This window comes from Niveispirillum fermenti (genome assembly GCF_052474395.1).
The window spans coordinates 624,632-646,914 of the sequence record NZ_CP156678.1 but is presented as its reverse complement, the minus strand read 5'-3'; the positions used below and the strand labels follow the sequence as shown (position 1 = coordinate 646,914).

The window sequence follows — 22,283 nt, the reverse complement described above, 5'->3', positions numbered from 1 at the left end:
TCGCAAAGGGCTGGCACGCGACTGCTTATCAGTCACATTTCCCTTCAATTGCAATACGTTATCACAAGACAACAGGTTTCAGGCGTGGCAGTATCACCCTTGGAATTTCCACCTTGAACCACTCCCGGCCGACCTCTTCGGCCGTCCGTTCATCCTTACAGGCAACGCAGCGAAGGCTACCATGCAAGGCGACACCACCGTCATCCGCCATCTCAACACCATCCTGGTAAACGAGCTGACGGCCATCAACCAGTATTTCCTGCACGCCCGCATGCTGAAGAACTGGGGTTTCCTGCGCCTGGGCAAGAAGGTGTATGAGGAGTTGATCGGGGAGATGAAGCATGCCGACCTGCTGATCGAGCGTGTGCTCTTCCTGGAAGGGCTGCCGAACCTGCAGGACCTGCACAAGCTGATGATCGGCGAGGATGTACCCGAATGCTTCAAGGGCGACCTGTCGATCGAAACGCGCAACCGAACCGAACTGCTCGAAGCCATGCAATATTGCGAGTCGGTCCGCGACTATCAGTCCAAGGAAATCTTCCGCCGCATCCTGGAGGATACCGAGGAGCATATCGACTGGCTGGAAACCCAGCTGGGCCTGATCGACAAGGTCGGCATCCAGAATTACCTGCAGGAGCAGATGGGGCCGGAATAAGCGGCGGCGGCCGACGGCCGATCCCGATGACCCCAAATTGCCATGGCCATGCGGCCATCGGATGCGGATAGTATGGCGGCGCCGATCCCCCGCGGTCGGCGCCGTTTCTTTTACGCAGCCGGTTGCCCGCTCCATGTCCCTGCCCGCCCCGCCCGCCGATCCCGTGACCTGGATCATCATCCTGAACTGGCATGGGGCGGACGATACGATCGCCTGCATCGACGGGGTTCGTGCCCTGACCGGGGGGCGCTGGCGGCTGGCCGTCTGCGACAACGCCTCCACCGATGACAGTCTGGAACGGCTGGAAGCAGCCCTGCGGCAACGGTTCGGCGACGGGCTGGGCATTATCGACCAATCATCCGTCGACCAGCCATCCAGGGACGAGGCGGTGCCGGACCGCGATGTCTGGCTGGTGCGCAATACGGCCAACCACGGCTATGCCGGCGGCAACAATGTCGGCCTGCGGCTGGCCTTGCGCGACCCGGAGATGGGTTTCGCCTGGGTGCTGAACAACGATACGGTTCCCGAATCGGGGGCGCTGGCAGCATTGCTGGCACATGCCGCGGCCCATCCGCGTCAGGGGATCATCGGGTCCACCCTGCTCTATGCCGACCGCCCCGGCGTGATCCAGGGCGCCGGCGGCGCCTGCTACAACCGCTGGACGGGGCTGGTGCGCCATCTGGGCCTGAACGAGCCGCGTAGTACCGCGAAAGACTATGCCGGCACCCGGTTCGATTATGTGATCGGCGCGGCCATGTTCATCCGCCGGGCCTGGCTGGAACAGGTGGGGCTGATGGACCCGGGCTTCTTCCTCTATTTCGAGGAGATCGATTATTGCCGGCGCGGGCGGCATCTGTTCGACCTGGGCTATGCACCGGACAGCATCGTCCTGCACAAGGAGGGCGGCACCACGGGCGGTCATCGCCATGAGATCAGCCTGTTGGCCGATTTCTACAATCTCCGCAATCGCCTGCGTGTTACCTGGCGCCATTTTCCCTATGCCATGCCCACCATCCTGGCCGGGCTGGCCGTGACGGCCCTGAACCGGCTGCGCCGGGGACAGGCGGACCGGCTGCCCATGATCTGGCGCATCCTGTGGAATTTCCGCCATATCCGGTACGAGGATGTAAGGCGGGCATGAGCAGGGCCGCCATTGCCTGTGCAGCATGAAACGTGCATAAGGGCAAAGGCCGCCGCCCCCCTGCTGGCGGCTGGCGGAACCCTGCCCGGGGCGAGGGGCGGGGTTTTGGACAATCACAGCCAGGGTGCCCGGAACGGCCATCATTCCGTTGCCGCCACTCTGGCCCATCAAGAAGGAAAACGGACGTGCCCTTCCGCTTCTCCCGTTCGCCGGACACCGCCCGATGCAAGTGACCCGTTTCGATATCCAGGGCCCCGTCCTGCTGACCCCGGCGCGCTTCGGCGACCATCGCGGCTTCTTCAGCGAGACCTACAGCCGCCGCCGCTTCGCCGAGGCAACCGGCGAGGATGTCGAGTTCGTGCAGGACAACCATTCCCTGTCGCGGGATGCCGGGACGCTGCGCGGGCTGCATTTCCAGCGCCATCCCACGGCACAGGGCAAGCTAGTCCGCGTCGTGCGCGGTGCCCTTCTGGACGTGGCCGTCGACCTGCGCCACGGTTCCGCCACCTTCGGCCGGCATGTCAGGGCGGAGCTGACGGCCGATAACGGCGCGCAGCTCTGGGTGCCCGTGGGCTTCGCCCATGGCTTCTGCACCCTGGTGCCCGATACGGAGGTTGTCTACAAGGTGACCAGCTATTACAGCCCCGCCGACGATGGCGGCGTGATCTGGAACGATGCCGATATCGGCATCGAATGGCCGTTCCCCGCAGACAAGCTGGTCCTGTCCGACAAGGACACCAGGCTGCCGCGACTGGCCGACCTGCCGCCCCTTTTCTGATCAAGATCTTAGAGCTTGCGAGCCAAGGCATGACCACGCTTTCCCCCAAACTGATCCTCGTCACCGGGGGCGCCGGCTTCATCGGGTCCGCCTTCATCCGCCACGCCGTGGGCGTGAAGGGTTGCGCCGTCGTCAATATCGACAAGCTGACCTATGCCGCCAACCCGGACAATGTCCGGGCGGTGAAGGACAGTCCGCTCTATCATTTCGAGCAGGCGGACATCTGTGACCGTCCGGCCATGGATGCGATCTTCGCGAAATACCAGCCGGACGCCATCGTGCATCTGGCCGCCGAAAGCCATGTCGACCGGTCCATCGACGGGCCCGACGCCTTCATCCAGACCAATGTGGTGGGCACCGGCGTGCTGCTGTCGGCGGCGCGCGATTACTGGCAGGGCCTGGACGGCGTGAAGAAGGACGGCTTCCGGTTCCATCATGTCTCCACCGACGAGGTGTTCGGCAGCCTGGGGGAGGAGGGTTTCTTCACCGAGACCACGCCCTATGCCCCGCGCTCCCCCTATTCGGCATCCAAGGCCTCGTCGGACCATCTGGTCGATGCCTGGCACCATACCTATGGCCTGCCGGTGGTGCTCACCAACTGTTCCAACAATTACGGGCCGTTCCATTTCCCGGAAAAGCTGATCCCGCTGATCATCCTGAACGCGCTGGAGCGCCGGCCCCTGCCTGTCTATGGCAAGGGCGACAATGTGCGCGACTGGCTCTATGTGGAAGATCACGCCCGCGCCCTGTGGGAGGTGCTGACCCGCGGCCCCGTGGGCGAGCGGTTCAATATCGGCGGCAACAACGAGAAGACCAACCTGGAGGTCGTGGAGCGCATCTGCGATATCCTGGACGAGTTGCGCCCCGGCGAGGGCCGCCGCCGCGACCTGATCACTTTCGTGAAGGACCGGCCGGGCCACGATCACCGCTATGCCATCGATGCGTCCAAAATCCGCGCCGAACTGGGCTGGGAGCCGGAGGAAAGCTTCGAGACGGGTCTGGCGCGTACCGTGCGCTGGTATCTGGACAATGAATGGTGGTGGGGCGCGCTGCGGGAAGAAGCGCATAAGCGCCGTGGAGAGGGGAAGAAGTAATGGGCAAGCGCAAGGGTATCATCCTGGCCGGCGGTTCCGGCACCCGTCTCTATCCCATCACCATGGGCGTGTCGAAGCAGCTTCTGCCCGTCTATGACAAGCCGATGATCTATTATCCGCTGTCCACCCTGATGATGGCGGGTATCACGGACATCCTGGTCATCTCCACCCCCCACGACCTGCCGCAGTTCAGCCACCTGATGGGTGACGGCTCGCAATGGGGTCTGAACCTGTCCTATGCCGTGCAGCCCAGCCCCGACGGGCTGGCCCAGGCCTTCATCATCGGGCGCGGCTTCGTAGGCAACGACGCCGCCGCCCTGGTGTTGGGCGACAACATCTTCTACGGCCACGGGTTCGAGACGCTGCTGGCCAGTGCCGACGGGCGGGACGACGGGGCGACGGTCTTCGCCTATCATGTCAACGATCCCGAGCGGTACGGCGTGGTCAGCTTCGACGGCAACGGCAATGCCTTGACGATCGAGGAGAAGCCCAAGACGCCGAAATCCAACTATGCCGTCACGGGCCTCTATTTCTACGACAATGCCGTCGTGGACATCGCCGCCGCGATCAAGCCCTCGCCCCGCGGGGAATTGGAGATCACGGACGTCAACAATGTCTACCTGCAGCGCAATGCCCTGCGGGTGGAGCGCATGGGCCGGGGCTATGCCTGGCTGGACACGGGCACGCATGACAGCCTGGTCGATGCGACCCATTTCGTCCAGACCGTGGAACGCCGCCAGGGGCTGAAGGTCTGCTGTCCGGAGGAAATCGCCTTCCGGCGCGGGCTGATCAATGCCGAGCAGGTCGAGAAGCTGGCCAAGCCGCTGTTGAAGAACGAGTACGGGCAGTATCTGATGAAGGTGCTGCGCGAAATCCAGACGGAGGTCTGAGCCCATGAAGCTGCTGGTGTTCGGCCGCGGCGGCCAGTTGGCGCTGGCCCTGCGCGACCAGGGGGCGGCCCAGGGCCACGAGGTGGTCTGTCTGGGCCGGGAAAGCCTGTCCATCGCCGATGGCGGGGCCGTGGCTGCGGCCGTGCGCGGGCATGCGCCCGACCTGATCGTCAATGCCGCCGCCTATACGGCCGTGGACAAGGCGGAAAGCGAGCCGGAAGAGGCCTTTGCCGTGAACGAGGCCGGCACCCGCAACATCGCGGTTGCTGCGCGGGCCGACGATATCCCCTTCCTGCATGTCTCCACCGACTATGTGTTCGATGGATCGGGCGACCGGCCCTGGCGGGAGGACGACCCCACCGGCCCGCTGGGCATCTATGGCAAGTCGAAACTGGCCGGTGAGCAGGCGATGGCGTCGGCGGGCTGGGGCCGCAGCGCCGTGCTGCGCACCTCCTGGGTGTTCAGCCCCTATGGCGCCAATTTCGTGCGCACCATGCTGCGGCTGGGGGCCGACCGGCCGGAATTGCGCGTGGTGGCCGATCAGCGGGGCCGCCCGACCGGTGCGCACGACATCGCCGACGCCCTGCTGCTGATGGCCCCGCATGTGGCCGCCGGCACCGCGCAGGGCCTCTATCATTTCGGCGGGGCGGCGCCGACCACCTGGCATGGTTTCGCGCAGGCCATCTTCGCCGAAGGGGTCCGCCATGGCCGGCCCGTGCCCACGGTCCATCCCATCGCGACGACGGATTATCCCACGCCGGCGGCACGGCCGGGCAATTCGGTGCTGGATTGCAGCCGGTTCCTGGCCCTGCCGGGCGCCCGGCTGCCCGACTGGCGGCCGTCGCTGGCCCGGGCCGTCGATGCGCTGCTGGCCATGGGCTGAACGCCTTGGCCCTGACTGTCACCTTTTCGCACGATATCTTCACCTCGCAGGCCGTGGGCGGGATATCGCGCTATTTCTGTGAGCTGGCGCTGGCCTTGCGGGCCGACGGGGCCGATATACGCATCCCGGCCGGCCGCTACCTGAACCAGCACCTGCGGGATATGGCACCCGCCTGCTCCCCGGGCATGCTGCGCGGCCGCCATGTGCAGCGGGGCCGGATGCCCGTCCAGGCACTGCGCCTGCTGAACGAGGGGTGGGCGGCGCTGGCCACACGTGGCGGCGGCATCTTCCACCGCACCTATTACCCGCTGGTCGATCTCATGCCCCTGCGCCGTCCGCTGGTGACGACGGTGCATGACATGGTGTGGGAGATGTATCCCGGCGAGGCCCGGTCCTATCCCATCAACAGCCGGCTGAAGCGGCGGGCCGTGGCCAGGGCCGACCTGATCATCGTGCCGACGGTCGCGACAAAGCAGGATTTGTGCCGGCTGTGGGATGTGCGGCCCGACAATGTCTATGTCGTCAACCACGGTTTCACCCCGCTGCCCGCCCCGGATGCCGAGGGACCGGCCGCCGCCCGTGTACACGCCGCCCCTTATGTCCTGTTCGTGGGCCGGCGCGGCGGTTACAAGAATTTCGCCAATTTCCTGGCCGGCTATGCGGCCAGCCGGCTGCCGGCCGACGGTGTGGACCTGCTGTGTTTCGGCGGCGGGGCTTTCGGCCCGGCCGACATGGCATTGGTCGCCGGGCACGGGCTCACCGATCGCGTGCGCTGGATGGGGGGCGACGACATCACCATGATGCGCGCCTACCGCGACGCGCTGGTCTTCATCTATCCGTCACGCTGCGAGGGATTCGGCCTGCCGGTGCTGGAGGCGATGGGGGCCGGCTGCCCCGTCGCCCTGGCGGCGGAGGCCGAAGCGCTGGTGGAAGTGGCCGGCGGTGCCGCCGTCACCTATGACGCCGACAGCCGGGACGCAACCGTATCCATGCTGGAAAGCCTGGCGGAGGATGGCGAAAGGCGCCGCGCGCTGGTGCTGCGGGGCCGGCAGCGGGTGGGCGACTTCGGCTGGCAGCGTTGCGCACGGGAAACCGCCGCCCTTTATGCCATGCTGGCATGATGGACAGCAGCCGTCATTGATCGTAGGGTCGCGCCGGACGGCAACCGGCATCGGACAGGACCGGAGGAAAGCAAGTGACCATCGATACCCAGACCACATCCCGCCCGGCCGCCGCCGGCCCCGGTGACGACGTGATCTATATCGGCGATGTCATCCTGTTCTATCTGCGGCGCTGGCCGTTGTTCCTGGCCGTCTGCGGGGCGACCGTGGCGCTCGCCGTCGCCTATGTCCTGCTGTCCACGCCGGTCTACAAGGCCTCCGCCACGCTGGCGCCGCCCTCCTCCTCCGGCAATGGGGGCAAGGCCAGCGCGCTGAACCTGCCTTTCGGCCTGGGAGCCGCCCTGGGCGATGGCGGCGGGTCGACCATGCACAAGCAGTTCCTGCAGACCATCACCTCATACGACATCGCCGTGCGCCTGGCCGCCGACAAGGCCATGGCGGAACGCATCGTCCAGCCCGACGATCCGGGCACGGCGATCACGCCCGGCCTGATGGGTGACAAGCTGAAAAGCCTGCTGTCGGTCAACAAGCTGCGCAATACCCCGCTGGAGGACACGACCTTCACGGAGATCAGCTTCCGGCACGAGGATCCGGCCTTCGCCGTCCAGGCCCTGCAGCGCATCTTCGCCCTGTCCGACGACATCATCCGCACCCAGGTGCGCGAAACCAAGACGGCCCAGCGTGACGCGCTGCTGCGGTCGCTGGAACTGACCAGCAATGCCTATCAGCGCGAGGCGCTGGTGAAGAACCTGCTGGAAGTCGAGCATGAACTGATGACCAGCATGACCGACGCCCCCTTCAGCTATCGCGTCATCGAAAGCCTGCATGCCGGTGAGCATCCCGTGGCGCCCCGCCGCGTGCTGGCCGTGGCGGGCGCCCTGGTGGCCGGCGGGCTGATCGCCTTTGCCCTGGCCAGCATCCAGCTTTTCAACGCCTACCGCCGTAACCGGGGCCGCATCCTGGCCTGACGGCCGCCCTTGCGGTTTCGTCCCGGGGCGCCGGTATCAGGCCGGGGCGTCAGCCGGCGCCTTGCGCCCCATGGCAGGGCACAGCAGGGCGGCACCCAGGCAGAGCAGGCCCGCGACATAGAAGGCCGGCAGGTAGCTGTCCAGGGCCGTGCGCGACCAGCCGGCGCCAAAGGCAGCACAGGCCGCACCCAGTTGGTGTCCCGCAAAGACCCAGCCGAAGACCATGCCCGCCTTCTCCCGCCCGAATCGCTCGGCCGTCAGCTTCACCGTCGGCGGCACGGTGGCCACCCAGTCCAGGCCGTAGAAGACGGCAAACAGCGACAGACCGTAGAAGGTGAAATCCGAATAGGGCAGATAAAGCAGGGAAAGCCCGCGCAGGCCGTAGTACCAGAACAGCAGCCAGCGATTGTCGTAACGATCCGACAGCCAGCCCGACAGGATCGTACCGATGAAATCGAAGATCCCGATCAGGGCCAGCATGCCGGCAGCCTGTACGGCGGGAATGCCGAAATCGACGCAAAGCGGGATCATGTGTACCTGGATGAGACCGTTGGTGCTGGCCCCGCAAACGAAGAAAGTGGCGAACAGCACCCAGAACACGCGGGTGCGCGCCGCCTCGCGCAGCGTATCGATGGCAGCCCACGCGACCGATGCGGCGGGCGCCGCCGGGGGCTGCGGTGTTCCCGGCGGCTCGCCATAGGCGGTCAGCCCGACATCGGCGGGCCGGTCCCGCATCAGCAGCACGACCCCCAGGGCCGCGACCGTGATCAGCATGCAGACCATGCCCAACGCAAGGCGCCAGCCCATCTGTTCGGCCAGCCAGGCCATCAGGGGGATGAAGACGAGCTGGCCCGTCGCCGTGCTGGCCGTCAGCAACCCGATCACCAGCCCGCGCCGATGGGTGAACCAGCGGGTGGCGATGGTGGCGCCCATGACCAGTGCCGTCATGCCCGTGCCGATGCCGACCACCACGCCCCATAGCAGCATCAGTTGCCAGAGCTGGCCCATGCCCAGCGACAGCAGCATGCCCCCATTGATGACGGCAAGCGAGGTCAGCGCCATGCGGCGCACCCCGAACCGGTTGATCAGTGCCGCCGCGAACGGCCCCATCAGGCCGAACAGCACCAGCCGGATGGCCAGTGCCGCCGAAATCTCCGACGCGGTCCAGCCGAATTCCTGCTGCAGGGGCAACAGCAGCACCCCCGGCGCCCCCAACGCCCCCGCCACGGTCAGGGAGGTGAGGAAGCTGCTGGCCACGACGACCCAGCCATAATGGATGTTGCGGGCGGCCAGCCTGGCCGCCAGACGATCTGAGAAACTCACAACCTGCCCCCCGGGAGACCGGCCCATGATTGGACTGGTATTCATGATAGCTGTAATGATAAATTATTCATGATGGCAATCATGAATGCCGTCAAGTGCCTTGCAGGCGGCACCCAAGGGATGGACGGAGATGGGTCATGCGCGTATCGAAGCAGAAGGCCGGTGAACACCGGGATGCCATCCTGAATGCCGCCTCGCGCCTGTTCCGGGCCCGCGGCTTCGACAAGGTGGGCGTGGCGGAGGTGACGCAGGCCGCCGGCCTGACCCATGGCGGCTTCTACGGCCATTTCGCATCGAAGGAGGCGCTGGCTGCGGAGGTTTGCGACCGGAGCTTCGACAATGCCGTGCGGCGGCTGGCGGCATCCGCCACGCTGGAGGATTATATCGATTATTACGTCACGGTGGAGCATCGGGACCGCGAGGGGCCCTGCCCCATGGTGGCGCTGGGCGGGGATGTCTCCCGCCTGACGGGTCCCGTGCGTGAGCGGTTCACACAGGGGCTGGCCCGCTATGTCGCGGCCGTGCGCGAGCGGTTGCCGGCCGATGATCCGGATGCCGGAGAACGGGCGGCAGCCCTGGTTTCCCTGCTTGTCGGCGGGCTGTCGCTGGCCCGCGCCGCCGCCACGGCCGACCCCGGCCTGTCCGAACGGCTGCTGGACGGGGTGCGGGCACAAGCCAGGGCAATGGTAAGCGACCGGGGATAGGGAGGAGCCGCCGCCCCATCCCCTGGCGGTCGATCAGTGGGCCAGCAACAGCGGCAATGTCGTCTGGTTCAACATGGCGCGCGTGACGCCGCCCAGGATCAGTTCACGCAGCCGGGAATGGCCATATCCGCCCATGACCAGCAGGTCGGCACCGACCTCCGCGCACCGTTCCTGCAATTGGGCGGCGACACTGCCGCTGCCATCCAGCTTGTGATAGGTGGCGGGGATGCCATGCCACGCCAGATATTCCACCACCGGTGCGGCCTCGTCCGCGTCGGTGCGCAGCGTGTCCACGCCCAGCACATGCACGGCATCCGCCTTCTCCAGCAGCGGCATGGCCAGCGCCAGGGCCCGCGCGCTCTGCGCCCGGCCGTTCCAGGCCAGTGCCACGGTGCGGCCCAGGACCGGCGTGACCCCACCCTCCGGCGCCACCAGCACAGGCCGGCCGCTTTCCAGCAGGGCCGCCTCCAGGCCGACCAGGACGGCGGTGCGATCCTCGTTCGCCACCGACGGGAAGACGGTGATGTCGGACAGACGAGCCGCCGCCGCCATCACATCCTCGGTCACGCCGGCCGCCTCTGCGAAGGAGGCGCTGACCCGGTCGGTGCCGGGGGGGCGGTCGCAGACCGCGCCGCCGACGGCGGCCAGCGCCTGCTCCAGCGTGGCATGGGCCTTGGCGGCATGGACCTGGTTTTCCTGCTCCAGCGATTTCAGCAAGTCCTGGATCAGGGCACCGGACAGGCCCTCCCCCACCATGGGCATGACATCGCGCGGATCGGCCTTCAGATAAAGGGCGGTGACATTGCCCTTCGCCGGGGCGGCCAGGGTCAGGGCCGCGGAAAGGGCCGCGGCATCGCGGGCGCCGCCGGTGACGAAGCAGGTTATCTTGCGATAGGCCATGGTCTGGTCCCCCCTCGGGCTGTCATGTGGCACGGCGCCACAGGATAGGCATTCCGGTATCCAGGATGCGCCCCCGCCCTGGGGGTGGCATTGACATGGATCACCTGCCGGTCTGACCAGGGTAACAGATGCGGCAGGCGAACGTTGCCGCCGTCAGGACCGGGCGTTCTCGACATGCCGGCGGGCGATGGCGACGGTCTGCTGCGGGTCGCCGCCGGCGGGTATCACCTCCCACCGCATGTCGCCCAGATCATAGGCCGCCTGCCGCCGCAGCACATCGGCCGTGGCGTCGGATGCATCATCGCGGCGCCGGGCGACACGGGCCAGCGCCACGGCCTGGTCGGCCACCAGCCAAAGGCCGGAGAAGGATGCCCCTGCCGCCCGTGCCACGGCCTCCACGGCCCGGCGCTCGTCGGGCCTTGCATAGACACCGTCACAGACGACGCTGTGACGACCCTCCAGCACCAGCCCGGCACGGCCCGCCATCTCGGCATAGGTGCGGGCCGAATGCTCGGGCGTATAGAAGCTTTCCGGCAGGCGCTGCGTCTCCCGCGTGCCTGCCAGATGCTTGCGCAGCACGTCGCTGCGCAGCACCACGGCACCCGGCGCCGGGCCCAGCACGGGGGCCAGGGCATGGGCCAGCGTCGTCTTGCCCGTGCCGGACAGGCCGCCGATGGCCACCAGCCCCGCAGAAGGCGGGTCGAGCAGCCGGTTGGCCAGTTCCAGATAAGCCGCCGCCTCGGCCCGCATGCTGGCGGCCGTCGCGGCATCCGCCTGTCCTGCCGCCGCCGATGCCGTCAGATGGGCACGAATACCGGCACGCACCGACATGAACAAGGGCAGCAGCGACAGGCCCGCCAGATCACCGGTCAGGTCCAGATAGCGATTGAACAAGATATTGGCCAGCCCGCGCAGCCGCCGATGCTCAAGGTCCATCAGCAGGAACGCCAGATCGTAGAGCACATCGGTCACGGCAATGCGGTCGCCGAACTCCACGCAATCGAACGGCACGGGCCGACCGTCCAGCATCACGATGTTGCGCAGGTGAAGGTCACCATGACAGTGCCGGATATAGCCGGCGTCACGCCGCCGGTCGATCAGGCCGCTCCCCGCTGCCAGGGCCGTTTGCGAGGCGGCTTCCAGCCGGTCGACAGCGTCGGCATCGAACAGGGCACCATGGGCGCGCATCGCCTTGATGTTGGTCCGGGCCAGATCGGCCATCTCCTCCGCCCCCGGCGCCCCGGGACGGGGCTCCGCCGCATCATGGAAGGCGGCGATGACCCCGGCCAGATCGCGCATGATGGCACCGGTCAGCGCGCCATCCGCCGCCATCCGATCCAGCAGGGCCGATTGCGGGAAGCGGCGCATGGTGACCAGATATTCAACCACCGACGCATCCGGCCCGCCATCGGCGGCAACCGGGGCATCATCCACCAGCGTCACGCCGCCATTCTCCCGCCGCACCAGCCCGCCGACACCAAGATAAAGGTCGGGAGCCGTGCGCCGGTTCAGCACCAGTTCCGCCTGACAGGCATCCAGCCGCTGCGACAGGGTCCCATAATCGAAAAAGGGATAGGTGACGGCCCGCTTCATCTTGTAGGCGCGATCGCCGGCCATGAAGACACGGGCCGCATGGGTGTCGATCCGTTCTACCGCCGCGCCCTCGCCCGGCCCGTGGGTGCGCGCATCGGACAGCAGGGCGACGGCCTGCCGCTGGCCGGCTTCCGGGTCGTTCCGTTCCATATCCGGCCCTGCGCTGTGCATATGCAACACCCCAGCCATATCCGCATTCCTAAGCGAACGACGTTACAAGTAATCTATCGACTGCCTGCCGGTCCGCAATTATTCTAACGCTTCGTTGCGGACTGCAATGCGGACTGAAGATGTCCGCCATTACCCTTTCGGGCGTTGACACAGGTAATGGAGTTACACCAACCTGCGACGCTGCGCCGCAGCACGAACGACGATAATCACCATCAAGGGAAGCCCCCATGCCGCTGGACCCCGCCATGCCCCAAGCCGCCGCCCCGTCCGACCTGGAAGCCCTGGCCGCGACGACCGGCAAGGGGGCGCTGCTGTCCGGCAAACAGGCCCGTTTCCCCGCGCCGAAGGGGTTGGACGTGCAGGCACTGGCCACCGACCTCATGTCCCAGCTCGACCGGTTCACGGCAGAGGCGGGGCACGACCCGTTCGCCAACCCGGTGATGCTGCTGGCGCTGGACATCTCCCGCCGTCTCTCCTCAGGTGAATTGTCGGCCGGCGCGCTGGAACAGTTGGTCCAGTATCTGTCGGCCGAGGGTTTCCTGGCGCGCGCCGCCCGCCTCTCCAATTATTTGGGGGAAGCGGCACCGGAAGCCAATGCCAGCCGCATGGAAGAGTTGCTCGACGTCGCTGCCGACGGCAGCGGCGGGGAGCCGCTATCCTTCGAGGGTTTCAAGAAGCTGGTCGAGAAGGAGGTGTTCGGCATCGTCATCACGGCGCATCCGACCTTCAACCTGTCCGGGGCCCTGATGACCGCCATGGCCTGTCTGGCCACGGGCCGCGATGCGCAGGGCAACACCCTGACCGAGGAGGGGCGGGAGGCCCTGATCCGGCGCATGGCCAATGCCGAGCATGCGCCGGAGGAAATGACCCTGGCGCGCGAGCATGAATTGTCGCTGGACGCCATCGCCAACATCCAGACGGCCATCCGCACGCTCTATCGCGCCGTGCTGCGGGTGGGCCGCCGCCATTATCCGGACCGCTGGACCGAACTGACGCCGCGCCTGCTGACGGTGGCAAGCTGGGTCGGCTACGACCTGGACGGCCGGTCCGACATCCGCTGGTCCGACACGCTGCACAAGCGGCTGATCGTGCAGCAGCGGCAATTGCGCCATTACCTGTCCGCCCTGCGCGACATAAGGGCCGGCGCGCCGGCGCTGGAGGATCTGCGCCACACGCTGGCCCTGATCGAAAGCCGCCTGGCCCTGGCCCTGAACCAGGTGACGGACGAGATCGCGGCCTTCGGCGGGTCGGAGGCGCAGGACCTGGACCATCTGCGCCGCATCGCCAAGCGCATGCATGAAGGGCTGCCGCTGCGTCTGGTCGATGCGTCCGAAGCGATCGAGTTCGTGGACCGCGCCATCCGCCTGTCCGCCACGATCGAGGGGGAAAAGGCGCTGGAAACGGTGGAGGCGCTGGCCGTGCTGCGGGCCGAGCTGTCGGCCTTCGGGCTGGGCATGGCCCATACCCATGTCCGGCTGAACAGCACCCAGGTCCACAACGCCATCCGCAAGGCCATCGGGCTGGAAACGGCGGCCGACGACCCGCGCTACCGCCAGTCCTACCTGTCGAGCGTGACCGAGCTTCTGGACAAGGTCGAGCCGGTCTCCATCAATTTCGGCAGTGTCGTGGCCGAACGGACCAGCGCCAAGCGCCTGTTCATGGTCGTGGCGCAGATGCTGAAATATTCCGATGCGCGCACGCCCATCCGCTTCCTGATCGCCGAGTCGGAAAGCGCCTTCACGGTGCTGTCCGCGCTTTATTTCGCCAAGCTGTTCGGGGTGGAGGAACGGGTCGATATAAGCCCCCTGTTCGAAACGGAAAAGGCGCTGGAAACCGGCAGCCGCATCATCGAGCAATTGCTGGAGAACCCGCATTACCGCACCTATGTGCAACGGCGCGGGCGGCTTTGCATCCAGACCGGCTATTCCGATGCCGGCCGCTATCTGGGCCAGACGCCGGCCTCTGCCTCCATCGAGCGGCTGCGGCTGCGGGTGCTGCGCCTGTTCACGCGCCATGCGCTGAGCAATGTGCAGCTTGTCATCTTCGACACGCATGGCGAAAGCATCGGCCGCGGCGGCCATCCGGCCGGCCTGCACAACCGGCTGGCCTATGTCAGCCCGCCGGCCACGCTGGCCTTCGCCGCCAAGCACAATATCGAACTGAAGCAGGAGGTCAGCTTCCAGGGCGGCGATGGCTACACCTATTTCGTGACGCCGGCCTCCGCCCTGGCTGTCGTGACCCGCATCCTGGAATATATGATCGGCACGGCCAAGCCCGACCTGGACCATGACGTGTTCTATGCCAAGGGCGACTATATCCGGGAGTTCTTCACGACCGTGAAGGCCTTCCAGGTCGGCCTGGTGGAGGACCCGAACTATGGTGAACTGCTGGCGGCCTTTGGCACCAACCTGCTGTTTCCCAGCGGCAGCCGCGCCATCAAGCGCCAGCACGACAGCGCGCCGGACCCCGCGGCGGAGGTGCTGGCCGGGCAGTTCCGGGCCATCCCGCACAATGCCATCCTTCTCCAGCTCGGCCTGCCCGCCAATGTCCTGTCCGGCGTGGGAGAGGCGATCGACCGCGACCCTGAGCAGTTCCGCACGCTCTACGCCTCATCCCCGCGTTTCCGCGAACTGATCGGCATCGTCGTCTACGGCTCGGCGGTGTCCTGCCCGGACGCGCTGAAGGCCTATGTCGACACGCTGGACCCGGTCCATTGGCTGACCCGCGCCGCCCGGACCGGCAATCCGCTGGAAGCCGACGACATGCGCCGCATCGCCGCCGTGCTGGAGGAGACGCCGACCCAGGCCCGCCTGGTGCGCATCTTCCGCAAGCTGTACCGCGATTACGGCGTGCTGCGGCAGAACCTGGAGCGGGCCGGCGCCGCCCCGCCGCCGAATCCGGAACTGGAACGGCATCTGGCCCTGCTGCATGCCGTGCGGCTGTCGCTGATCAACCAGATTTATCGCCTGGCCGTGCATATCCCGGAATTCTCCAGCCAGCATTCCATCACCAACCAGCGGCTGGTGACCCGCCTGCTGCATCTGGACGTGCCATGGGCACTGGATCAGTTGGCCCGCATCTTCCCGGCCCGCAACGAGGTGATGCTGGATGAAGGGTTCGGGGAGGTGGCGACCTATGTCAGCGACGAAAGCCAGGATTACAGCCAGGAAAACCAGAACATCTTCCGGCCCATCGCATCGCTTTACGAGTTGATCCGCCGCACCAGCAACGCCCTGACGCAGCGCATCGGCTTCTTCGGATAGGCATCATGTGGACGAGGGGGCCGGCCGGGACATCCGGCCCCCATCTGTCCCATGCCAGGGGTCAGGCCAGGGGTCAGGCCAATGGCCCTTGCTGTCAGTGCTGCTCGGCCACCCACTGAAGACGGCGGCGCAGATTTTCTTCCGCCGTCTTCAGGTGGCGCTTGAACAGGGACAGCGCCGCAGCGGCATCCCGGCGGATCAGGGCCTCCAGGAAACCGTCATGCTCGGCCACCGATTCCGCCGGCAGATGTTCCAGCGGGCCGCGCAGGTTCTGCACCCGGATGATCTGACGCGAGACCAGCAGATGGGCATCGATCAGCGGTTCATTGCCGCTGGCCAGCACGATATGCCGGTGGACATCGTTGTTGGCATGCAGGAAGCCAGCGATGTCACCATTGGCCGCACAGGCCTTCATGCCATCATTGATGCGCAGGATGCCGGCCAGTTGGGCATCGTCGGCATTGCGGCAGGCCAGTTCCATGCCCAGCATCTCCAGCGCCTGGAGGAGATCATATTGCTGAAGCGTCAGTTCGGGCGTCGGCGTCGTCACCACCGCACCCTTGTTCAGCATGATCTCGATCAGCCCCTCCGCCGCCAGGGCCTGATAGGCCTCGCGCAGCGGGGAACGGGAAATGCCGAACCGCTCGCACAGCAGGCGTTCCTGCAACCGCATGCCAGGCTGCCAGATACCCTCGATGATCTCGCTGCGCAGGCGGTTGCAGACCTCGATCTGGAGGGAGGAACGGGGGATGATGTGGTCGGGCATGATCTCGGGGGGCCACGGGGTTTCGCAACGCCCTGATACCTACCTTGTCGATTGCACTTTGTCGACAAGATCGCGTCATACCGCTCGTGCGGCGCGCCCGAGCCAACGAATGTTGGCGCCGGCGATGGGGCGGTGACCAGAACCAATTGGTTCTGGTCACCGCAAAATAGTATCAGTGGGTGACCGCCCCCCGGTCGGCAGGCCCGACCAGACGGCGATATTTGGCCAGCGTGGGCGGCAGGTCGGCCGGCTCGGCGGGGATCCAGGCGCGCCGCCGCTCCTCCAGCACCGCCGGATCGACCTTCAGGTCCAGCGTGCAAGCCTGTCCGTCGATGGCGACGATATCGCCGTCGCGGATCAGCGCGATGGGGCCGCCGGCCGCCGCCTCCGGCCCGACATGGCCGATGCACAGGCCCCGCGTGGCACCGGAGAAACGGCCGTCGGTCAGCAGCGCCACCTGTTCACCCATTCCCTGGCCATAGAGCAGGGCGGTGACGCCCAGCATTTCCCGCATGCCGGGCCCGCCCTTCGGTCCTTCGCCGCGGATCACCAGCACGTCGCCGGGTTGATAGGCGCGGGCGCGGACGGCGGCCACGGCCGCCTCCTCGCCCTCGAACACGCGGGCGGGGCCCTCGTGGCGCACGCGCTTCAGACCGGCCACCTTCAACAGCGCGCCGTCCGGGGCCAGCGACCCGCGCAACACCACCACGCCCCCCGTGGGCGCCAGCGCCGCTGCCGCGGACCGCACCACCTCCCCGTCGGGCGGCGGGGCCGCCGCCGCGACCTCCCCGATGGTCCGGCCCGTCACCGTCGGGCAGTCCGGATACAGCAATCCCGCCTCCAGCAGGGCGCGCAGCACCACGGGCACGCCGCCGGCCATGTGCAGGTCGCGAGCCCAGAAGCGTCCGCCCGGCTTCAGGTCCGCCAGCAGCGGCGTGCGGTCGAAGATGGCGGCGATATCGTCCAGGGTGAAGGCGATCCCCGCCTCGTGCGCGATGGCCGGCAGGTGCAGGGCGGCGTTGGTCGATCCGCCCGTGGCAGCAACGGTCATGGCGGCATTGGCCAGGCTGTGGCGCGTGACCAGTTCGCGCGGGCACGGCCCGCCAGCCCGGATCAGCCTGGCCAGGGTGCGCCCCGCCTCCCGCGCCAGGGCCAGCCGCTCGGACGCCACGGCCGGCATCATGGCCGTGCCGGGCAGGGCCAGGCCCATGGCCTCGGCCGCCATCGCCATGGTATTGGCCGTGAACTGCCCGGCACAGGACCCGACCGTGGGCACGCCGGCCCGTTCCAGTTCCGTCAGCTCCGCCTCGGTCATGGTGCCGGCATAGACCTGGCCCACCCCTTCATACACATCGACGATGCCGATATCCCGGCCACGCCAGCGCCCCGGCAGCGCGGCCCCGCCATAGACGAAGACCGCCGGCCGGTTCAGGCGGACCATGCCCATCATCAGGCCGGGCAGGGTCTTGTCGCATGCCGCGAAGCCGATGACCCCGTCATAGGCGTGGGCACGCGCCACGGCATCCAGGCTGTCGGCGATGATCTCCCGCGAGACGAGGCTGTAGCGCATGCCGCCATGGTTCATGGACATGCTGTCGGCCACCGTGATGGTGGAAAACTCGAACGGCGTCACCCCGGCCCCGGCCAGCCCCTCCCTGGCCGCTGCCGCCTGCGGGGCCAGCGACATGGAACAGGGGGTGACACTGGCCCCGGTGGAGACGATGCCGGCGAAGGGCTGGGCGATGGCGCGCTCGTCATGACCCATGGCGCGCAGGAAGGCGCGGTGCGGCGCGCGGTCCAGACCGTCGGTCACGATGCGTGACGGCAGGCGGGGCGTGTTGTCGGTGGGCATGTCAATCTTCCCCGGTCTTGGCATAAAGGCGCGGCAGGCGCGCCAGATCCGCCGGTCCCAGCCCCAGGGCCAGGGCTTGGCGGTAAAGGGTGCGGGCGGCGGACAGGAGCGGCATGTCGGTTCCGGCCAGCGCCTCGGCCGCCGCCTCCACATCCTTGGCCATGGTGGCGATGCGGCCGCGCGGCGTCGGCTCGGCATCCGATACCATGGCGGCACCGAACTGGCGCAGCGGCGGGCTGTCGGCGAAACCGCCGGCCAGCGCCCCCGGCAGCCTGGATACATCCAGCCCCAGGGCGTGGCCGGCCGCCACCGCCTCGGCCAGGGCCAGCAGGGTGTTCGCAACGATGATCTGGTTGCACAGTTTCGTGGCCTGTCCCGCGCCCAGCGCTCCCATGGCGGTGACATGGGCGGCCACAGCGTCCAGCAGCGGACGGGCGCGGCCGATATCGGCCGCATCGCCGCCGCAGAAAATGGTCAGGCTGCCCGCCATCGCACCGGCCACACCGCCCGAAACGGGCGCGTCCACCCAGGCGCGGCCGGCACGGGCCGCCAGATCGCGGGTCGCCGCGACACCGATGGTGGAAAAATCCACGATCAGCGCATCCGGCCCCGCCCCGGCCAGGGCCCCATCCGGCGCGAACAGCACCTGTTCAACGGCCGCCGCATCCAGCAGGCACAGCGCGATGATGTCCGCACCGGCCGCCGCGTCGGCCGGTGCGGATGCTGCGCGCATGGCCGGACCGGCCAGCGCCGCCGCCTTGTCCAGGCTGCGGTTCCAGATGGCCAGCGGCAGCCCCGCCGCCGCCACACGGGCCGCCATGGGCGCCCCCATCAGCCCCAGCCCCAGAAAGGCGACGGACGGTGGCGGGGCGGTCATGCCGGGGTTCCCGCCACGTCGATGACGATCTTGCCGCGCGCCTGCCTGCTTTCACAATATTCATGGGCGGCCACCATCTCCGTCATGGGCAGCACGCGGTCAATGACGGGGCGGATGCGACCGGCCCGCACCAGATCACCGACGATGCGCAGCGCCTCGCCGTTCGGCTTCATGAAGGCCCAGGCATAGCGCCGCCCCAGGGCCTTCTGCGCCGCCACCCGTTCGGCGAACAGCGCCTCGCCCCTGGCCAGCCCCTCCTCCAGCCCGTGCCGGTCGATCAGCAGCAGCTTGGGCGTGACGATGCTGACATAGGCGGCGTCCGCCCCCGTCTTCAACGCGCCCAGCAGCTTGTCCTCCACATCGAAGGACGTGTCGAAGGCCACGTCATATCCATGCAGATGGTCCGCAAAATCCTGCCGCGTATAATCGATGACGGTGTCGGCCCCCAGTTCACGCACCAGATCGACATTGCGGGTGGAAACAATGGTCGCCACCTCCGCCCCCCAGGCCTTCAGCAACTGGATGGCCAGGCTGCCGACCCCGCCGGCGCCACGCGGCACGACCACGCGCTTTCCCGCCGCATTCTCCGGCGTCAGGCCGGCATGGTCGACCAGAGCGGCCCAGGCCGTCAGGATGGCATAGGGGATGGACCCGGCCTCCGCGAAGGACAGCGACGGCGGTGCCGGGGCGGCCCAATCGGCCGGGATCGCCATGTAATCGGCCGTGCCGCCCGACAGGGTGCCGGCCCAGACCGCATCACCAGGCGTGTACCCGGTCACCCCCTCCCCCAGCGCCGCCACGGTGCCGGCCACGTCGCGGCCCGGGATGTGCGGCTGCTTCACGAAGCCGATCTTCTCCCAATAGGCCGCGCCATAGCCGCCGCGCACGGCGCAGTCGATGGGATTGACAGAGGTGGCATGGACCCGCACCAGGATCTCGCCCGCCCCCGGCACCGGTATGGGCGCATCGTCGACAAGGTGCAGCACCTCGGCCGCGGTGCCATAGGTTGAATGCTGGATGGCTCGCATCTTCTTCGTTCTCTCCTGGTATGTGCTTTTCCCCGGGAACACCGGGTCCCTTCGGGGGGGGTGATGTTCCCCGGTGTCAATCGATGCGGGTGGCCGGCACTTCCGGGACGACGCGGTTCTCGATATGGCCCAGGCCTTCGATCTCCACGCGCACGCGCTGGCCGGCCCGCAGCCAGCGCGGCGGGTTGAAGGCCGCGCCCACGCCGCAGGGGCTGCCCGTCGACAGGATGTCGCCCGGTTCCAGGGTGAAGACGGCGCTGATATAGGCGATCATGGCGGCGATGCCGTTGATCAGTTCCCCGGTATTGCCGTCCTGGCGCAATTCCCCATCCACCCAGCTTCGGATGGACAGGGCCTGCGGGTCCGGCACGGCGTCGGCCGTGGTCAGCCAGGGACCGGTGGGGCCGTGGGTGTCGAACGACTTGCCCAGGATGGCCGTGGGCGCCTTCAACTGCCAGTCGCGCACACTGACATCGTTGCAGACCATATAGCCGGCGATGACGGTGTGCGCCTGTTCCGGCGGCACATGCCGGCACCGGCGGCCGATCACGACGCCCAGTTCAGCCTCGTAATCCAGCTGTTCCGAAGAGGCGGGCAGCTCGATCGGGTCATAGGGACCGGCAAGGCAACTCACCTGCTTGTTGAACCAGACCTGATTGGACAGGTCTGGAATGGGGATGCCCTTTCGCCGCACCTCCTCCACATGCGAGCTGTAATTGAAACCGATGCCCAGGAATTTGCGCGGGCGGGGCACGGGCGGGGCCAGGTCGGCGCTTTCCAGCGCGATGCCGTCGCCGCGATGGCGTTCCAGGCCCGCAGCCACCGCCGCCATCGCCGCCGGACCACCATTCAACAGCGCTTCCATGCTGTCCGGCAGGCCGGGCGACAGGCCGGCCACGGGCAGGATGCGGTCCTCCCGCAGCACGCCCAGGATCCGGCGCGCCCCCTCGCGGTATGTCACCAGTCTCATGGCGCGTGCCCCCCGTCCGTCAGCGTGCCTTCAAAGGTCACGGTCAGCCGGCGGCTGCAAAAACGCCAGCCATCGGCGGTCAGCATCACCTTGTCGGTGGAATGGCCCAGCACAAGGGTCGCCCCCTTCTGCGGGGCCGGCGGCACACCCACTGCCGTCATCACATTGGCCTCGGCCAGATAACCGTCACCATCCGGCGTCAGGCGCAGGTTGGACCAGTAATGGCGCGACAGCCGGTCACCGCGGGCCGACCGCTGCGTGAACCAGCGGTCGATCTCCGCCCGGCCCTGCAGGGTGAAATGCGGCGTCTCCACCGTCGCGTCCGGGGTGAACAGGGCCGCCACGCTGGAACCGGCGCCATTATCCACGCGCCAGGCGAATTCCGTCAGCAGCCCGCCGATGGCGTCGCGCGCCAGTGCCAGGCCGGCATCGCCGTGCGTCATTGCTTCCTCCCTCTCTTCGCTTGAGATCGCGGGGGCTTGGGCGGGACGCCGGCCCTTGTCGGCCGGTGGCATTCCCGTCGCCCCCTGTCCATTTCACTCATACCGGAAAAATGTCGATTGTCAAATGGTCGACAATATGTGATCGTCCATTAATCGAATGACGGGTCAATGTTTGCCCGGCCGGCGCCATGGCGCGGCCGGCACCGCCCGCACCCGACATCCCAGGAACAACAAGCAGGGAGGAAGCGATGACGCAGGCAAGCCCCACCGGCCCCCGCGTTCTGGAAACAAGGCCCATCAAGCCGGAAAAGCTGGCCCATGTGGTGATCCGCACCCGCCGCTTCGCCGAAAGCCGGCAATGGTGGGCAACCGTGCTGGATGCGGCCCCGGCCTATGAGAACGACCGGCTGTGCTTCATGACCTATGATGACGAACATCACCGGATCGGCCTGATCAACATCCCCGAGCTGGGGGATACCGATCCCGGCACCAACGGGGTGGAGCACGTGGCCTTCACCTACGCCACGCTGGGGGACCTGCTGGCCACCTATCGCCGGCTGTCGGCAGAGAGGATCGCGCCGTTCTGGACCATCAATCACGGCCCCACCATCTCGATGTATTACCGCGACCCGGACGGCAACAAGGTCGAACTGCAATATGACGTGTTCGACCGGGCGGGCGTGGATGCCTTCTTCGCCTCCGGCGCCTATGAGGAGAATTTCATGGGCATCATCTTCGATGCCGACGATATGGTGCGCCGGTACGAGGCGGGCGAACCGATCGGGACGCTGACAGCCCGCCCGCCCCTGCCACCCGGCATGGGACCATGGGACATGCATCGCGCCTGACGCAAAACGGAAGAA

The 22,283-nt window shown here is 67.3% G+C and carries 20 protein-coding genes; 11 read left to right on the top strand and 9 right to left on the bottom strand.

Annotated elements, in window-relative coordinates; translation table 11 throughout:
- Positions 1–181: 181 nt before the first annotated feature.
- The 8 genes from bfr (at position 182) to ABC728_RS02375 (ending at position 7,530) form a co-directional block, all read left to right on the top strand.
- Positions 182–655, top strand: a complete 474-nt coding sequence (gene bfr, locus ABC728_RS02410) for a bacterioferritin (protein ID WP_445376250.1) — start codon at positions 182–184, stop codon at positions 653–655.
- Positions 656–788: 133 nt separating this feature from the next.
- Positions 789–1,796 carry a glycosyltransferase family 2 protein gene (locus ABC728_RS02405; RefSeq protein WP_416619821.1) on the top strand — a complete coding sequence of 336 codons (1,008 nt, stop codon included), beginning with the start codon at positions 789–791 and terminating at the stop codon, positions 1,794–1,796.
- Between the two features lie 223 nt (positions 1,797–2,019).
- Positions 2,020–2,574, top strand: coding sequence for a dTDP-4-dehydrorhamnose 3,5-epimerase (gene rfbC, locus ABC728_RS02400; protein ID WP_416619820.1), 555 nt, complete (start codon positions 2,020–2,022; stop codon positions 2,572–2,574).
- 29 nt (positions 2,575–2,603) lie between these two features.
- Complete coding sequence (gene rfbB / locus ABC728_RS02395) at positions 2,604–3,668, top strand: dTDP-glucose 4,6-dehydratase (RefSeq protein WP_416619819.1); 1,065 nt, start codon at positions 2,604–2,606, stop codon at positions 3,666–3,668.
- The gene (rfbA, locus tag ABC728_RS02390; protein ID WP_416619818.1) at positions 3,668–4,558 is read left to right on the top strand and encodes a glucose-1-phosphate thymidylyltransferase RfbA; all 891 of its coding nucleotides are present in this window, start codon (positions 3,668–3,670) and stop codon (positions 4,556–4,558) included. Before rfbB ends, rfbA begins: the two co-directional genes overlap by 1 nt.
- A gap of 4 nt (positions 4,559–4,562) precedes the next feature.
- Positions 4,563–5,441 (top strand): dTDP-4-dehydrorhamnose reductase, encoded by an 879-nt coding sequence (gene rfbD / locus ABC728_RS02385; protein ID WP_416619817.1) that lies wholly within the window; start codon positions 4,563–4,565, stop codon positions 5,439–5,441.
- A 5-nt stretch (positions 5,442–5,446) separates the two neighbouring features.
- Positions 5,447–6,562 (top strand): glycosyltransferase family 4 protein, encoded by a 1,116-nt coding sequence (locus tag ABC728_RS02380; protein WP_416619816.1) that lies wholly within the window; start codon positions 5,447–5,449, stop codon positions 6,560–6,562.
- Positions 6,563–6,636: 74 nt separating this feature from the next.
- Positions 6,637–7,530 carry a Wzz/FepE/Etk N-terminal domain-containing protein gene (locus ABC728_RS02375; RefSeq protein ID WP_416619815.1) on the top strand — a complete coding sequence of 298 codons (894 nt, stop codon included), beginning with the start codon at positions 6,637–6,639 and terminating at the stop codon, positions 7,528–7,530.
- Positions 7,531–7,566: 36 nt separating this feature from the next.
- Here ABC728_RS02375 and ABC728_RS02370 read toward each other — a convergent pair whose 3' ends face one another.
- Positions 7,567–8,880, bottom strand: coding sequence for an MFS transporter (locus ABC728_RS02370; protein WP_416619814.1), 1,314 nt, complete (start codon positions 8,878–8,880; stop codon positions 7,567–7,569).
- A gap of 110 nt (positions 8,881–8,990) precedes the next feature.
- Between ABC728_RS02370 and ABC728_RS02365 the strand changes: the two genes are divergently transcribed.
- Positions 8,991–9,557 carry a TetR/AcrR family transcriptional regulator gene (locus tag ABC728_RS02365; RefSeq protein WP_416619813.1) on the top strand — a complete coding sequence of 189 codons (567 nt, stop codon included), beginning with the start codon at positions 8,991–8,993 and terminating at the stop codon, positions 9,555–9,557.
- Between the two features lie 33 nt (positions 9,558–9,590).
- On the opposite strand, the gene ABC728_RS02360 is transcribed toward ABC728_RS02365, so the two are convergent.
- Both ABC728_RS02360 and ABC728_RS02355 read right to left on the bottom strand, forming a co-directional pair.
- Positions 9,591–10,457: a universal stress protein gene (locus ABC728_RS02360; RefSeq protein WP_416619812.1), complete on the bottom strand. Its 867-nt coding sequence runs from the start codon at positions 10,455–10,457 to the stop codon at positions 9,591–9,593.
- 153 nt (positions 10,458–10,610) lie between these two features.
- Positions 10,611–12,239, bottom strand: coding sequence for a bifunctional aminoglycoside phosphotransferase/ATP-binding protein (locus ABC728_RS02355; protein ID WP_416619811.1), 1,629 nt, complete (start codon positions 12,237–12,239; stop codon positions 10,611–10,613).
- Positions 12,240–12,448: 209 nt separating this feature from the next.
- On the opposite strand from ABC728_RS02355, the gene ABC728_RS02350 reads away from it, so the two are divergent.
- The gene (locus tag ABC728_RS02350; RefSeq protein WP_416619810.1) at positions 12,449–15,484 is read left to right on the top strand and encodes a phosphoenolpyruvate carboxylase; all 3,036 of its coding nucleotides are present in this window, start codon (positions 12,449–12,451) and stop codon (positions 15,482–15,484) included.
- 94 nt (positions 15,485–15,578) lie between these two features.
- Here ABC728_RS02350 and ABC728_RS02345 read toward each other — a convergent pair whose 3' ends face one another.
- The 6 genes from ABC728_RS02345 to ABC728_RS02320 form a co-directional block, all read right to left on the bottom strand.
- Positions 15,579–16,250, bottom strand: a complete 672-nt coding sequence (locus tag ABC728_RS02345; protein WP_416619809.1) for a GntR family transcriptional regulator — start codon at positions 16,248–16,250, stop codon at positions 15,579–15,581.
- Positions 16,251–16,422: 172 nt separating this feature from the next.
- Positions 16,423–18,102 carry a dihydroxy-acid dehydratase gene (gene ilvD, locus ABC728_RS02340; protein ID WP_416619808.1) on the bottom strand — a complete coding sequence of 560 codons (1,680 nt, stop codon included), beginning with the start codon at positions 18,100–18,102 and terminating at the stop codon, positions 16,423–16,425.
- A 1-nt stretch (position 18,103) separates the two neighbouring features.
- On the bottom strand, positions 18,104–18,979 hold the full coding sequence (locus tag ABC728_RS02335) for an NAD(P)-dependent oxidoreductase (RefSeq protein ID WP_416619807.1): 876 nt from the start codon (positions 18,977–18,979) through the stop codon (positions 18,104–18,106).
- The gene (locus ABC728_RS02330; protein ID WP_416619806.1) at positions 18,976–20,007 is read right to left on the bottom strand and encodes a zinc-binding dehydrogenase; all 1,032 of its coding nucleotides are present in this window, start codon (positions 20,005–20,007) and stop codon (positions 18,976–18,978) included. The genes ABC728_RS02335 and ABC728_RS02330 overlap by 4 nt, the downstream gene beginning before the upstream one ends.
- A gap of 76 nt (positions 20,008–20,083) precedes the next feature.
- Complete coding sequence (locus ABC728_RS02325; RefSeq protein ID WP_416619805.1) at positions 20,084–20,977, bottom strand: fumarylacetoacetate hydrolase family protein; 894 nt, start codon at positions 20,975–20,977, stop codon at positions 20,084–20,086.
- Positions 20,974–21,420 carry a nuclear transport factor 2 family protein gene (locus ABC728_RS02320; protein ID WP_416619804.1) on the bottom strand — a complete coding sequence of 149 codons (447 nt, stop codon included), beginning with the start codon at positions 21,418–21,420 and terminating at the stop codon, positions 20,974–20,976. Before ABC728_RS02320 ends, ABC728_RS02325 begins: the two co-directional genes overlap by 4 nt.
- Before the next feature lie 248 nt (positions 21,421–21,668).
- Here ABC728_RS02320 and ABC728_RS02315 point away from each other — a divergent pair, with 248 nt between their 5' ends.
- Positions 21,669–22,268, top strand: coding sequence for a VOC family protein (locus ABC728_RS02315; protein ID WP_416619803.1), 600 nt, complete (start codon positions 21,669–21,671; stop codon positions 22,266–22,268).
- Positions 22,269–22,283 lie beyond the last annotated feature (15 nt).

Excerpts from the sequence above, each read along its gene's own strand:
- bfr (WP_445376250.1), top strand. The coding sequence starts at position 182 with ATGCAAGGCGACACCACCGTCATCCGCCATCTCAACACCATCCTGGTA.
- ABC728_RS02405 (WP_416619821.1), top strand. The coding sequence starts at position 789 with ATGTCCCTGCCCGCCCCGCCCGCCGATCCCGTGACCTGGATCATCATC.
- rfbC (WP_416619820.1), top strand. The coding sequence starts at position 2,020 with ATGCAAGTGACCCGTTTCGATATCCAGGGCCCCGTCCTGCTGACCCCG.
- rfbB (WP_416619819.1), top strand. The coding sequence starts at position 2,604 with ATGACCACGCTTTCCCCCAAACTGATCCTCGTCACCGGGGGCGCCGGC.
- rfbA (WP_416619818.1), top strand. The coding sequence starts at position 3,668 with ATGGGCAAGCGCAAGGGTATCATCCTGGCCGGCGGTTCCGGCACCCGT.
- rfbD (WP_416619817.1), top strand. The coding sequence starts at position 4,563 with ATGAAGCTGCTGGTGTTCGGCCGCGGCGGCCAGTTGGCGCTGGCCCTG.
- ABC728_RS02370 (WP_416619814.1), bottom strand. The coding sequence starts at position 8,880 with ATGGGCCGGTCTCCCGGGGGGCAGGTTGTGAGTTTCTCAGATCGTCTG.
- ABC728_RS02365 (WP_416619813.1), top strand. The coding sequence starts at position 8,991 with ATGCGCGTATCGAAGCAGAAGGCCGGTGAACACCGGGATGCCATCCTG.
- ABC728_RS02360 (WP_416619812.1), bottom strand. The coding sequence starts at position 10,457 with ATGGCCTATCGCAAGATAACCTGCTTCGTCACCGGCGGCGCCCGCGAT.
- ABC728_RS02355 (WP_416619811.1), bottom strand. The coding sequence starts at position 12,239 with ATGGCTGGGGTGTTGCATATGCACAGCGCAGGGCCGGATATGGAACGG.
- ABC728_RS02350 (WP_416619810.1), top strand. The coding sequence starts at position 12,449 with ATGCCGCTGGACCCCGCCATGCCCCAAGCCGCCGCCCCGTCCGACCTG.
- ABC728_RS02345 (WP_416619809.1), bottom strand. The coding sequence starts at position 16,250 with ATGCCCGACCACATCATCCCCCGTTCCTCCCTCCAGATCGAGGTCTGC.
- ilvD (WP_416619808.1), bottom strand. The coding sequence starts at position 18,102 with ATGCCCACCGACAACACGCCCCGCCTGCCGTCACGCATCGTGACCGAC.
- ABC728_RS02335 (WP_416619807.1), bottom strand. The coding sequence starts at position 18,979 with ATGACCGCCCCGCCACCGTCCGTCGCCTTTCTGGGGCTGGGGCTGATG.
- ABC728_RS02330 (WP_416619806.1), bottom strand. The coding sequence starts at position 20,007 with ATGCGAGCCATCCAGCATTCAACCTATGGCACCGCGGCCGAGGTGCTG.
- ABC728_RS02325 (WP_416619805.1), bottom strand. The coding sequence starts at position 20,977 with ATGAGACTGGTGACATACCGCGAGGGGGCGCGCCGGATCCTGGGCGTG.
- ABC728_RS02320 (WP_416619804.1), bottom strand. The coding sequence starts at position 21,420 with ATGACGCACGGCGATGCCGGCCTGGCACTGGCGCGCGACGCCATCGGC.
- ABC728_RS02315 (WP_416619803.1), top strand. The coding sequence starts at position 21,669 with ATGACGCAGGCAAGCCCCACCGGCCCCCGCGTTCTGGAAACAAGGCCC.